Source organism: Sphingopyxis sp. P8, assembly GCF_020622175.1.
GTDB classification, from domain to species: Bacteria; Pseudomonadota; Alphaproteobacteria; order Sphingomonadales; family Sphingomonadaceae; genus Sphingopyxis; species Sphingopyxis jiangsuensis.
Map to the genome: position 1 here is coordinate 1,034,161 of NZ_JACNMK010000002.1, position 13,346 is coordinate 1,047,506.

The window sequence follows — 13,346 nt, forward strand, 5'->3', positions numbered from 1 at the left end:
CGGCTGCGAGTTCACCTCCTGCTCTGCCAACCGGGTCGATGAGCCGCTCAATTGGCGCCGCAGCGACGAAGATGGCCAAACGCGCGACGAAAACGGCGTTCGCCCGGCGCTCTCGCTGCAAGCGTTCGAGAATCGACGCTTCGGGTCGCACCGATATGCAGAGCGAACGGCAATTTTTTGCGTTCCGCTTTCTTCAGAACCGTCAGTCCGCAATCGGCCAGAGTTGCTTGAAACAGGAAGCGGGCAACCCATGCATTTGATCCGGCCCAACGAGGATAGTGAAAGCAATGATCAGGCCGTGGATCGTCTGCTCACCGTGAAGCGAGGCGGCCGAACCCAATCGCAATGCGTATAAGGACGGTCGTGCCGGACGACATACATGCTTGCGCAGTTTCTCTATTTACAAAGCTGTAGGTTTCTTGATAATATTGTTTTGAAAATTGCGTTAAAGATATTCTTTAATTACAATAAGAATCTCTTTTCATAAGAGATATTGCTCAAGACGCACTTCAGAATAGTGACACGCGGCAAGAGATTGGCGCCGCGCGCGATCCTGTGCGGGCGCTCCAAATTTGGAACGAAAGCTTGGAAACACCGTTTCAAAAGGCGTGCGGAGCGTGAGATTCCGCGTCTGGGATAGGAGCAGGGAATGGCAGATGATCGACATGATCTCGCCCGCTCGAATCGTTTCGCGGGCGCCGAGGATCGCCGCGACACCAACCGATATCCTGCCGCCTACCGCATCGCGCGCTTGAAACGCGGAAGCGACGTCGGACTGGCGCATGTCCGCAATGTCTCCGACGGCGGCATGATGGTGTACTCGGACATGGCGCTGGCACCGGGTGAAAAGGTCGAAATCATGCTGTCGGCCAACATGCTGATGGCAGGAAGAATCGTCTGGTCCGAGCGCGGGCGTTACGGCGTCGCATTCCTTGAGACCCAGGATGCCGAGGAAATTGTTGCGGCCCTGATGCACGAGCAAAAGGCGGAGAGCTATCGCGCGCAGCGCCTGCCGGTCGATGCCGAGGCGATCCTTGCAACTTCAAGCCAGGCTTATCCGATCGATCTCGTCGACATCTCGGCGAACGGAGCAGGCTTTCGGACAACCCATAGTCTCGAAGCCGGGCAAATTGTCGAACTCTTGCTTCCCGGTGACGATGTGAGGCGAACGGCCGTCATCCGATGGTCGAAGGGCGATCGCGGAGGTCTGTGGTTTTCGATCCCGCTCGACCGCAATGCTTTGGCGTTGGTGCGCGGCAAAGGGCGTACGCATTAGAACCAATATCATCCGGTAGCCGACGCCTCATTTCTTGTTCGCGCGCTCGATTAAGGGGGCGGCAGGTAGAATTCCCGCGCGATATGTCCCCCAACTGCGAGCGCACCGGCTGCCGCTGCAAGCCAAAGAGGCGTTTCATGTTAGCGCAATTAAGATAAAACTTGCGCACCCCAATTTTGATGTTAATTGGCGTCACATGAATAGCGATTCTCCCACGCGCCCCTACCGCCAATCGGCGCGCGCAGAGGCCGCGCAGGCGCGCGGTGAACGCATCCTCGATGCCTTTGCCACGCGCATCCGCGACAGCTGGTTCGACGAGATTCGCCTTGAAGATGTGGCGCAGGATTCCGGGGTCACGGTCCAGACGGTGATCCGCCGCTTTGGCGGCAAGGAGGGATTGATCGCCGCGATGCAGGAACGGCTCGCGATAGAGGTTACACTTCGCCGCGAAGTGCGGCCGGGCGATGTGACGCGCGCGGTCAATTCGATCGTCGAGGATTATGAAGAGGTCGGCGACCTGATCCTCCGCTTGCTCGCACAGGAGGACCGCTATCCGGCGGTGCGCGCGATGACCGATCGTGGCCGCGCCCAGCATCGCGCCTGGATTACGCAGGCGTTCGCTCCATGGCTCGACGGCCTCGGAGCCGAGGCGCGGCAGCGCCGGATCGACGCGCTCGTCGTCGCCGGCGACCTCTATGTCTGGAAGCTCGTCCGCCGCGACATGCAGCGCAGCGTCGCCGACTATCGGCAGCTGATGATGCGGATGTTCGCCGATGCGATCGGGGCCGATCCCGCAGAAATTTTCAACCACGAACCAATCGGAGTAAACCGGTGACCCAAGTCTCTTCCCCCCTGAATTTTCTTTTCGCTACCTGGGAGGGTGGCGGATCGGTGATGCCGATCATCACCGTGGCGCGAAAGCTTGCCGAGCGCGGGCACCGCGTGCGTGTGATGAGCGATGCCTGCAACCGCAGCGAGGCCGAGGCGGTCGGCGCCCGCTTCATTCCATGGACGCGCGCACCGAGCCGCACCGACCGTACCCGCGACAGCGACATTTTTCGCGATTGGGAAGTCGACACGCCCGAGGAACAGATCGGTCGCGTCCTCGACCGCATCATGGTCGGCCCCGCGCACGCCTATGCCGAGGACCTGATCGAACAATTGAAGGCCGAGCCTGCCGACCTCGTCGTTTCGAACGAAATGCTGCTCGGCGTCGCGATGGGGTGCGAGGCGATCGGCCAGCGTTTCGTCCTCCTCACCTGCAACGTCAGCCTCTTTCCGATGGAGGGCGTACCGCCGCTTGGCCCGGGTTTGCTGCCCGCGACGAACGATGCCGAGCGCGCACTGCATGCGGAGATTATGCAGGCGAACGGCCAGATGTTCGACAGCCGGCTCCCCGCGCTCAATTCGGCGCGTGCAAGCTATGGCCTTCCCCCGCTCGCTGCGCTCGCCGACCAGCATGACGCCGCGCATGCGGTCCTGCTCGGCACCAGCCGCGCGTTCGATTTCGCCCCCGAACAGCTTCCAGACCGGATTCGCTATGTCGGACCCCAGCTCGACGATCCCTCATGGGCAAAGCCCTGGACGTCGCCGTGGGCCGCCAACGATGCGCGCCCGCTCGTGCTCGTCGGGTTCAGCACGACATTCCAGGGGCATATCGGTGTGCTTCAGGACATCATCGACGGTGCGGCCTCGCTTGATGTCCGGCTGCTTGTCACGCTCGGCAGCACGATCGCGCCCGAAGAACTGACGCCGGCGGCCAATTGCCAGCTCGTGCGCAGCGCACCGCACAACAGCGTCATGAAGCAGGCGGCGCTGGTCGTCACCCACGGCGGGCACGGCACCGTGGCGCGCGCGCTGTCGCACCTGCGTCCAATGGTCGTCGTTCCGCACGGCCGCGACCAGAACGACAATGCGGTGCGCGTCACCGCGCGCGGCGCGGGCATCCAGCTCGCTGCCGACGCAGGGCCCGATGCCTTCCGCGCCGCGATCGAATCGATCCTGTCGGAACCCGCATATACGGCCGCGGCAGCGCGGCTTGGCCGGGTGATGGCCGACGATGCGCGCAACTCGCCGGTCGTCGCCGAACTCGAAACAATTGCGGCGGAAATGCCCGGAAACGGCCTCCGCGCCGCCTGAACGCAGGTCGCGGCGACATTCGCTCCCGGGGCGGGGGCAGCTTCGGCTGCTCCCGCCTTCGGCGTTTTTGCGGCTGGCGGATATTGCGCGCCGGTTCGGCGCGCCTTTCACAATTTTCGTAATCGCCGGTCAGCAGATTCATCTTCTATCATTCGGCGCTGTCCGGGCGACGAAGGGGATGGATATGGCAGCGCGCGAGGTCGTGGCCGACTCTTTCCTTCGCTATGTCGAGGCCAATTGTCCGGCCGGGAACAAGGTGATGAAAAGGCATTTCCGATGAATAAATCGTCCTGATCCCAGGTTTATCCGGACACGTGACGTGGTGGATTGTTCACCGCCGTTCAGGGGGGCGGCGGCGCTGCGATCCCTCTCGCCGACGCCAACCCTGCTCGCGCTCGCCAATCGCTCGGCGACCTGTTCCGGCGCAGCGTTTGCGCCTATGCTCCGATCGAGAAGTAGCGTTTCGTTGAGAGGATGGCGCGATGGCCGACGGCAGGCCCCGGTACAAACCCTATGCCCGTCCGGCCGGGGGCTGGGGTTCGGCCGCCGCCACCGCAAAGGTGCTGCTCGAACAGAGCGTTGTGAGCAAGGGGTCGCGCGCGCTGCTCGCGATGAACCAGCCGGGCGGCTTCAAATGTCCGAGCTGCGCCTTTCCAGACGCCACCTGCACCAGGAAACTCGAATTCTGCGAAAATGGTGCAAAGGCGCTCGCGCACGAAGCGACGAAATTCCGCGCGACGCGCGAATTTTTCGCACAGCACAGCGTGACTGCGCTGCGCGAGCAGTCGGACTATTGGCTCGAGATGCAGGGACGGTTGACCGAGCCGATGCGCTACGATCCGGCGAGCGACCATTATGTCCCCGTCGCATGGGACGATGCGTTCGCGCTCATCGGCCGCCATCTGCGCGCGCTCGCCGATCCGAACGAGGCCGAATTTTATACCTCGGGGCGGACGCCGAACGAGGCGGCTTTTCTCTATTCGGTCTTCGTCCGCGAATATGGCACCAACAATTTCCCCGATTGTTCGAACATGTGCCACGAACCGACGAGCCGCGGCCTGCCGCCCGCGATCGGCGTCGGCAAGGGCACGGTGGTGCTCGACGATTTCGAACATGCCGACGCAATCTTCGTCATCGGGCAAAACCCCGGCACCAATGCGCCGCGGATGATGACGCAGCTGGTCGATGCGCGCAAACGCGGCGTGCCGATTGTCGCGGTCAATCCGATGCCCGAACGCGCGCTGATCCGCTTCACCGAACCGCAGGACCCGGTGCAGATGGCGACCTTCGGCTCGACGCCGATTGCCAGCGAGTTCGTCCACATCCGTATCGGCGGCGACCTTGCGCTGCTCAAGGGGATGATGCGGGCGATGTTCGAGCGCGAGGCGGCGGGCGAGACCGTGTTCGACCATCAGTTCATCGCCGAACATACCGAGGGTTTCGCGGCGCTGCGCGACGACATCCTTGCGCAGGACTGGCGCGATATCGTCGCCAAATCGGGGGTGGACGAGGCGCAGATCCGTCGCTGCGCCGACATCTATATGGCGTCCGATGCGACGATCATCTGTTACGGCATGGGAATCACCCAGCACGAGCGCGGGTCGGAGCTGGTCCAGCAGATCGCCAACCTTCTGTTGCTCAAGGGCAATTTCGGACGGCCCGGCGCCGGCATCTCGCCGATCCGCGGCCATTCGAACGTCCAGGGCGACCGCACCGTCGGCATCGACGAGCGGCCGACCGCTGCCTATCTCGACCAGCTGTCAGCGGTGTTCGGCTTCGACCCGCCGCGCGCGCACGGCCACCACACGGTCGAAGCGGTCGAGGCGATGCTGGCGGGTACCGCCAAGGTCTTCATCGGCCTTGGCGGCAATTTCGTTCGCGCGGTCCCCGATACCGACCGCGCCTATGCCGCGATGCGCGGGCTCGACCTGACGGTCGGGATCGCGACAAAGCTCAACCGTGGTCATTTGATCCACGGCCGCGAGGCGCTGATCCTCCCGGTGATCGCGCGCTCCGAGCGCATCGAAACCGCGCGCGGCAAGCAATTTGTGACCATCGAGGATTCGATGTCGAACGTCACGGCGTCGCGCGGCGTGCTCGAACCGGCGAGTCCGCACCTCCTTACCGAGGTCGAGATCGTGTGCCGCATGGCGATGGCGACCCTCCCCGAAAGCCGCGTCGACTGGGCATCCTACATCGACGATTATGACCGCATCCGCGACGCCATCGCGGCGGTCTATCCCGCGCTCTATTCCGAATTCTCGGCGCGTATTCAGGACCCCGCGGGTTTCCACCTCGACGTCGCGCCGCGCCGCCGCGTGTGGTTGACGCCGAACGGCAAGGCGAATTTCCTGCTGCTTCCGGGGCTCGATGTCGATCCGCAGATCGACGATCCGGCGATGCTGCGGCTCGCGACGGTGCGCTCGCACGACCAGTTCAACACGACAATCTACAGCTATAACGACCGCTACCGCGGCGTTCGCGGCGACCGCATGGTGCTGTTCATCAACGCCGCCGACCGCGAGGCGCGCGGGCTGGCGGCCGAAACACGCGTGACGCTGGAGACGATCAGCGACGACGGCATCGCGCGGCGCGTCGGGCCGTTGACGCTGGTGGACTATCCGATGTCGCCGGGGTCGGTCGCAGGCTATTATCCCGAGCTCAACCCCTTGCTTCCGCTCGGCAATTACGACCGGGCGAGCGGGTGTCCCGCTGCCAAGGCGATTCCCGTCCGCATCGTCACGCCTTCAGCGTCATGACGCCGGGAGATTGCCGTCCGCGAGCCGCGCAAGATCGGCGGCGCTGTTGATGTTCGGCGGGGCAAAGCCCGTCTCGACCGCGCGCGCACCGACACGGTCGCCGAACGCACGCACCGCCAGCTTCGTACCCTCGGCCAGCAGGGCGTCGAGCGCTTCGAGCGCCTCCACTGGCCAAAGCCCGATCACCGGCTGCGCCGCCAGATAGGCTGGCGCGGGTTCCAGCACGGCGCGCAAATCGGGCGGCAACCGCACGCAATCGACCGGTGCGGTCAGCAATTGGCCGAAGCCGCCCTCTGCCGCGGCCGCCAGCGCGCCCGCGATCCCGCCGAGCGGACCCATCCCGCCGCGCGGGCGGTCGGCGACGCTGCCGAAGTCCGGATGCGCGCGGCCGACGACTATGATCGCGTCGCAGTGCGGTGCGAGCGCCGCAATCGACAGGTCGATCAGCCGCCGCCCGTCCAGCAGCGCCTCGGCCTTGTCCGATCCGAAGCGCGTCGAACTGCCCCCCGCGAGGATTGCGCCCAATGTTCTCATGCAATCATCCCTTGCGGATCGCACACGACAAGCGCCGAATCGCGCCGCGCCAGCGAAACGAGCGTCAGCCCCGCCGCCGCGGCGCGGTCGGCGGCAAGGCTTGTCGGTGCCGAGATGGTGACGAGCATCGGGCACCCCGCGCGCACCGTCTTGTCGACCAGCTCGTAACTGCAACGCGCCGACAGCAGGATGAAGCCTTGCCCCGCGTCGACGCCCGCGCGCATCATTGCCCCGACCAGCTTGTCGAGTGCGTTGTGACGCCCGACATCCTCGCGCACGAGGCAGATGGCGCCGTCGGGCGTGCAAAATGCCGCGGCGTGCGCGGCGCCCGTCGCGCGACCGAGCGGCTGATGGCTGTCGAGCGCCGCCAGCGCGACAGCAATCGCGGCGCGATCGGTCGTTATGCACGCGGTGACGCTTGGCAGCGGTCGCAGAACCTCCTCGATATTCTCGATCCCGCACAGTCCGCAGCTGCTTTCGTTCACCCGCCTGCGCGCCCGGTCGAGTGCGCGCTGTGACCGACCGGCCCCAAGCCACAGCCGCAGCGCGACGCCGCCCTCGATGGCATGGACGGCAATTCGCGTCACGTCGGCGGGCTGGTTGATGAGCCCCTCGCTCGCGGCAAAGCCAATCGCATAATCCTCAAGGTCTGCCGGTGTCGCCATCATCACCGCATAGCCGAGCCCGTCGACTTCGATCGAAACCGGCGTTTCGACCGCAAGCTCGCGCGCGAGCAGCGCATCGCCGGGCTCGGCGAGGCCGATGCGCCGTAAATGGCGGGCATCTGCGCTGGCGTGCGTGTCGGCGCTGCAAAATTCGCGAGTTTCCATATGCCCTTGTCCTGCTTTCGACCCGGCGAAGCAAGTCGCCGCGATTGTCGGCACCCTTGATTGAGTTTTTCGATTAGTCGCGCAGGATTTTTCAATTGTCGCGGCGCAACATTGCTGGCTAGGGGAGCGTTTCCGGACCCAACTCAACGATAAAGGAGACTCTCCCATGTCCGTTCTCAACACGACCATCCAGCCGTTCAAGGCGACCGCTTACAAGCAGGGCAAATTCGTCGACATCACCGAAGAGGATGTGAAGGGCAAGTGGGCGGTGTTCTTCTTCTACCCCGCCGATTTCACCTTCGTCTGCCCGACCGAGCTTGAGGATCTGGCCGACATCTATCCGACGCTCCAGAAGATGGACGTCGAGGTGTTCGCCGTGTCGACCGACACGCATTTCTGCCACAAGGCGTGGCACGACACCTCGCCGGCGATCGGCAAGATCGACTATTTCATGGTCGGCGACCAGAACCACACGCTCTCGAACAATTTTGAAGTGCTCCGTCAGGGCGTCGGCCTTGCCGACCGCGGCACGTTCGTCCTCGATCCGCAGGGCGAAATCCAGCTCCTGGAAATCACCCCCGAGGGTGTGGGCCGCAACGCTGCCGAACTGCTCCGCAAGATCAAGGCGCTGCAATACTGGGTCAGCCATCCGGGTGAAGTCTGCCCCGCGAAGTGGGAAGAGGGCGCCGAAACGCTTGCTCCCTCGCTCGACCTCGTCGGCAAGATTTAAGACATCGAAAAATGCCAGCGTGCTCCCGCGAAGGCGGGAGCCCAGAGCGCCCAAGCGCAATAAAGCGCAATCCAGCTCCGGGTCCCCGCCTTCGCGGGGACACGCGGCTCTTTTCTCCTCCCTCTCGCAGGAGCTCTCCCCATGCTCGACGCCAATCTGAAGCAGCAGCTTTCATCCTATCTCGCGAACATCCGCGAGCCGATCGAACTGCTCGCGTCGCTCGACGACGGGCCGAAGTCGGCCGAGCTCGCGACCCTGCTCGACGAAATCGCCGCGCTGTCGGACATGGTCAGCGTGGCGCGCACCGACGACGACGTGCGCCGCCCCAGCTTCCTGATCCGCCGCGCGAGCGACCATGATGTCGCGGTCCGCTTTGCCGGCATCCCGCTCGGCCATGAATTCACCTCGCTCGTTCTCGCGCTGCTGCAGGTCGGCGGCCACCCGCCGAAGGTCGCGCCCGAGGTGCTGGAGCAGGTCGCGGCGCTCGACGGCGATTATCATTTTGAAACCTATTTCTCGCTCTCGTGCCAGAATTGCCCCGACATCGTTCAGGCGCTCAACCTGATGAGCGTCATCAATCCGCGCATCACCCACACCGCGATCGACGGCGGGCTGTTCCAGGCCGAGGTCGAGCAGCGCAAGGTGATGGCGGTGCCGACGATCTTCCTGAACGGCGAGAATTTCGGCCAGGGCCGGATGGAGCTCGAACAGATACTCGCCGAGCTCGATACTGGTGCCGAAGCGAAGGCGGCCGAGAAGATCGCCGCGAAGGACGGGTTCGACGTGCTCGTCGTCGGCGGCGGTCCGGCGGGCGCCGCCGCGGCCATCTATGCCGCGCGCAAGGGCATCCGCACGGGCATCGCGGCCGAACGCTTCGGCGGGCAGGTGCTCGACACGATGGCAATCGAAAATTTCATCTCCGTCCAGCACACCGAAGGCCCGAAACTCGTCGCCCAGCTCGAGAGTCATGTGAAGGATTATGACGTCGACGTCATGAACCTCCAGCGCGCCGAAAAGCTGGTGCCCGCCAAGGCTGAGGGCGGCCTGCACGAGGTGCAGCTCGCCAACGGCGCGTCGCTGAAGGCGCGCACCGTCATCCTGTCGACCGGCGCGCGCTGGCGCCAGATGGGTGTTCCCGGTGAAGAGGAATATCGCAACAAGGGCGTGGCTTACTGCCCGCACTGCGACGGCCCGCTCTACAAGGGCAAGCGCGTCGCGGTGATCGGCGGCGGCAACAGCGGCGTCGAGGCGGCGATCGACCTTGCGGGCCTCGTCGCGCATGTCACCTTGATCGAATATGACAGCCAGCTTCGCGCCGACGCGGTGCTCCAGCGCAAGCTTGCCAGCCTGCCCAACGTCAAGGTCATCACCTCGGCGCTGACCACCGAAGTGCTCGGCGACGGTGAAAAGGTTACAGGGCTCAGCTACAAGGACCGGGGCAAGGACGTCGATCACCAGATCGAACTCGAAGGCATTTTTGTCCAGATCGGCCTCGTCCCGAACACCGAATGGCTCGCGGGCACGGTCGCGCTGTCTCAACGCGGCGAGATCGAGGTCGATCATCGCGGCGAAACGAGCCAGCCGGGCATATTCGCCGCGGGCGACTGCACCACCGTGCCCTACAAGCAGATCGTCATCGCGATGGGCGAGGGGTCAAAGGCGGCGCTGTCGGCGTTCGACTATATGATCCGCCTGCCCGCGGAGGTCGCCGAGGCGGCGTAACCGATAGGGTCCTGACCCTAATCCTCCCTGCGCACAGGGCGGATTACGCGGGCAGCGGCGGTTTCGCCGGGATCGTTTCGAGAAAAGCGTCGAGCCGCGCCACATCGTCTGCGGCGAAGTGCAGTCCCAGCTTCGTCCGCCGCCACAATATATCGTCCGCGGTGCGCGCCCATTCCTGCGCGACGAGCCAGCGCACCTCGGCTGCGCTCAGCCCGTGCGCGATCTCGCCGCCCAGATCGTCCCAGCCGTCGGCCTTGCCCAGCCAGCTTTGCGCATCGGTGCCATAGGCCTTGACGACCCGGTCGACCGTGGCGGCGGGCAGGAAGGGGTGGGCGAGGCGGATGGCGGCCTTCAGCGTCGCGGCGCCGTCCGTCCGGAAATCGCCGCCCGGAAGCGGCGCCTTGCCCGTCCAATGCTTGCCCGTCAGCGCGGGTACGACCTCTGCGAGCATGTCGACCGCATGTTCGGCGACATGGCGATAGCTGGTGATCTTGCCGCCATAGACGGTCATCAGCGGCGCGCCCTCATCGCTGTCGAGGTCGAGCCGATAGCCGCGCGTCGCCGCCTCGGGCTTGCCCGACCCGTCGTCGATCAGCGGGCGCACCCCCGAATAGGTCCACAGCACGTCGCCGGGGTGAATGGCGGCTTGGAAATATTGGTTCGCCCCCTCGCACAGATAGGCGATTTCCTCCTCGCTCGCGCGCACATCGCCAAGCGGGCCGTCATGATCCTGGTCGGTCGTTCCGATCAGCGTGAAGTCGCGCTCATAGGGAATGGCAAAAAAGATCCGCCCGTCGGGGAGCTGGAAGAAATAGGCGTAATCATGGTCGAACAGCTTGCGCACCACGATGTGCGACCCGCGCACCAGCCGCATCGCATAATCGGGCGGCGCCGATGCGCGCCCCAGCACGTCGAGCACCGCAGGGCCGGCCGCGTTGACGAGGCTGCGCCCGGAGAAACGGTAATTATGCCCGCGATCGTCGGTCGCCTCGACGATCCACCGGCCTTTTTCGACGCGCATCAGCTCGGCGCGCATGTGCGTGCGGATGCGCGCGCCGCGTTCGGCAGCGTCGCGCGCGTTGAGGATGACGAGCCGCGCGTCATCGACCCAACCGTCCGAATATTCGAAACCGTGGACATAGTCCGGCTGCAGCGGCGCACCTGCGGGGTGGCGCGCGAGCCTGACCGAACGCGTCGCGGGCAATTTCTTGCGTCCGCCGATATGGTCATAAAGGAAGAGCCCGAGCCGCAGCAGCCAGCGCGGACGCAGCCCGTCGCGATAGGGCAGGACGAAGCGCAGCGGCCAGATGATGTGCGGCGCGATTCCCCACAACGTCTCGCGCTCTTTCAATGCCTCGCGCACGAGGGCGAATTCATAATGCTCCAGATAGCGCAGCCCGCCGTGAATCAGCTTGGTCGACGCCGACGACGTGCCCTGTGCAAGATCGCCCTGTTCGAGCAGCAGCACGCGCGCCCCGCGCCCCGCGGCATCGCGTGCGATCCCGGCGCCATTGATGCCGCCGCCGATCACGATGACATCATAAGGAGGAGGCGTATCGGCCATCGCGCGCTAGTAGAATGAATGCGATAAAAGGAAAACACCCTCCGCTTCATTGGGGCACGGGTTCGGTTTACGTATGCGCGTTGCATTCAGGGGGCGCATCCTCCACTTCGGGCATTGCTATCCAAGGGGATAATTGTGAGCGTGAAAGTCGAAACATTGGTGCTGTTCGGTGCGACGGGCGACCTCGCGCAACGCATGCTCTTTCCCTCGCTCTATAACCTCCACGTCGACGGCCTGCTCGAAGAGTCGCTGGCGATCATCGGGTCGGGCCGCACCGCGATGGACCGGGTTGAATTCCACGACCAGGTGCGCGCAGCGCTTGCTGAACATTTGCCCGGTGACCGGCTCGAAACGGGCGCGGTCGACGCATTCCTCGCACGGCTCGATTATTGCGCGATCGATGCAAAGGCGGGGACCGGCTATGACGCACTCGCCGCGCTGCTCGGGGAGCGCATGGAGCGTCCGATCGGCGTCTATCTGTCAACGCCACCGTCGATGTTCGGACCGATCGCCCAGGGCCTCGCGTCCGAAGGCATAGCCTGCGCCGAATGCCGCATCGCGATGGAAAAGCCGATCGGCCACGACCTCGCCTCCTCGCGCGAGGTCAATGAACAGGTCGGCAGTGCCTTTGCCGAAGACCATATTTTCCGCATCGACCATTATCTCGGCAAGGAAACGGTGCAGAATCTGCTCGCGCTGCGCTTTGCCAATATGTTGTTCGAGCCGCTGTGGAACGCGCAGGCGATCGACCACGTCCAGATCACCGTTGCGGAAACTGTCGGCCTCGAAGGCCGCGTGTCCTATTATGACGGGGTCGGCGCGCTCAAGGACATGGTGCAGAACCATATGCTCCAACTGCTCGCGATCATCGCGATGGAGCCGCCGTCGAGCGTATCGGCAACTGCGGTCCGCGACGAAAAGGTCAAGCTGCTCCGCTCGCTACGCCGCATGACAGCCGAGGATGTCAAGGCGCACAGCGTCAAGGGCCAGTATAGCAGCGGCGCGGTCAACGGCGCGGCGGTCGCGGGCTATGCCGACGAGCTTGGCGATCCGTCGAACACCGAAACCTTCGTCGCGCTGAAAGCGTTTATCGACAATTGGCGGTGGAAGGGCGTGCCCTTTTACCTGCGCACCGGAAAGCGGATGCCGCAGCGCAAGTCCGAAGTGCTGATCCAGTTCAAGCCGGTGCCGCACAACATCTTCGCCCGCGTTGGCGCGGGTAAGCTCGATGCGAACATGATGATCATCAACCTGCAGCCCGAGGAAAATATCCGCGTCAAGGTGATGGCGAAACAGCCGGGCCTCGACCGCGACGGCGTGAAGCTGAAAGAAGTGACGATGGACGTCTCGCTCTCGCACAGCTTCGCCGGCGAGCGGCGACGCATCGCCTATGAACGGCTGCTGCTCGATTTCATCGAGGGCGACCAGACGCTCTTCGTCCGCCGCGACGAGGTCGAGGCGCAGTGGCAGTGGATCGATTCGATCCGCGACGCGTGGGCGGCGGTCGACATGCCGCCGCAGACCTACACCGCAGGCAGCTGGGGCCCGTCGAGCGCGATCGCACTGATCGAACGCGACGGGGCAAGCTGGCATGATTGAATTCTCCCGAAACCTTCTCCCCTTGTGGGAGAAGGATATGCAGCCTTGGCGCGGAGCGCCTAGGCGCAGTTGGATGAGGGGTATGCGAGCCTCCGGCTCGCGCGGTCGGATTGCGACCGCAACCCCTCACCCAGCTTCGACTAGGCAGCAAGCTGCCAAGTCTGTGCATCCCTCTCCCACAAGGGGAGAGGGG

At 64.4% G+C, this 13,346-nt stretch carries 10 protein-coding genes; 7 read left to right on the forward strand and 3 right to left on the reverse strand.

Annotated features, from left to right (window positions below):
- Positions 1-649 precede the first annotated feature (649 nt).
- From H7692_RS13385 to H7692_RS13400, 4 genes are all read left to right on the forward strand, one after another.
- The gene (locus H7692_RS13385) at positions 650-1,276 is read left to right on the forward strand and encodes a PilZ domain-containing protein (RefSeq protein WP_227340339.1); all 627 of its coding nucleotides are present in this window, start codon (positions 650-652) and stop codon (positions 1,274-1,276) included.
- Between the two features lie 196 nt (positions 1,277-1,472).
- Positions 1,473-2,111 (forward strand): TetR/AcrR family transcriptional regulator, encoded by a 639-nt coding sequence (locus tag H7692_RS13390; protein ID WP_222137130.1) that lies wholly within the window; start codon positions 1,473-1,475, stop codon positions 2,109-2,111.
- A 59-nt stretch (positions 2,112-2,170) separates the two neighbouring features.
- Complete coding sequence (locus H7692_RS13395) at positions 2,171-3,415, forward strand: glycosyltransferase (protein WP_222137131.1); 1,245 nt, start codon at positions 2,171-2,173, stop codon at positions 3,413-3,415.
- A gap of 482 nt (positions 3,416-3,897) precedes the next feature.
- On the forward strand, positions 3,898-6,174 hold the full coding sequence (locus H7692_RS13400) for an FdhF/YdeP family oxidoreductase (protein WP_222137132.1): 2,277 nt from the start codon (positions 3,898-3,900) through the stop codon (positions 6,172-6,174).
- Here the strand turns inward: H7692_RS13400 and H7692_RS13405 are convergent.
- Both H7692_RS13405 and fdhD read right to left on the reverse strand, forming a co-directional pair.
- Positions 6,169-6,708, reverse strand: a complete 540-nt coding sequence (locus tag H7692_RS13405) for a molybdenum cofactor guanylyltransferase (protein ID WP_222137133.1) — start codon at positions 6,706-6,708, stop codon at positions 6,169-6,171. The two genes, H7692_RS13400 and H7692_RS13405, sit on opposite strands and share 6 nt — an antisense overlap.
- Positions 6,705-7,538, reverse strand: coding sequence for a formate dehydrogenase accessory sulfurtransferase FdhD (gene fdhD / locus H7692_RS13410; RefSeq protein ID WP_222137134.1), 834 nt, complete (start codon positions 7,536-7,538; stop codon positions 6,705-6,707). The genes H7692_RS13405 and fdhD overlap by 4 nt, the downstream gene beginning before the upstream one ends.
- Before the next feature lie 166 nt (positions 7,539-7,704).
- Between fdhD and ahpC the strand changes: the two genes are divergently transcribed.
- Entirely contained in the window at positions 7,705-8,268 is a 564-nt protein-coding gene (gene ahpC, locus H7692_RS13415; protein WP_201927784.1) for an alkyl hydroperoxide reductase subunit C, read from the forward strand.
- A gap of 141 nt (positions 8,269-8,409) precedes the next feature.
- Positions 8,410-9,990 carry an alkyl hydroperoxide reductase subunit F gene (ahpF, locus tag H7692_RS13420; RefSeq protein WP_222137135.1) on the forward strand — a complete coding sequence of 527 codons (1,581 nt, stop codon included), beginning with the start codon at positions 8,410-8,412 and terminating at the stop codon, positions 9,988-9,990.
- 43 nt (positions 9,991-10,033) lie between these two features.
- Here ahpF and H7692_RS13425 read toward each other — a convergent pair whose 3' ends face one another.
- Complete coding sequence (locus tag H7692_RS13425; protein WP_222137136.1) at positions 10,034-11,554, reverse strand: glycerol-3-phosphate dehydrogenase; 1,521 nt, start codon at positions 11,552-11,554, stop codon at positions 10,034-10,036.
- Positions 11,555-11,749: 195 nt separating this feature from the next.
- Here H7692_RS13425 and zwf point away from each other — a divergent pair, with 195 nt between their 5' ends.
- Positions 11,750-13,153 carry a glucose-6-phosphate dehydrogenase gene (gene zwf, locus H7692_RS13430; RefSeq protein ID WP_236659916.1) on the forward strand — a complete coding sequence of 468 codons (1,404 nt, stop codon included), beginning with the start codon at positions 11,750-11,752 and terminating at the stop codon, positions 13,151-13,153.
- The last annotated feature ends 193 nt before the right edge of the window (positions 13,154-13,346 follow it).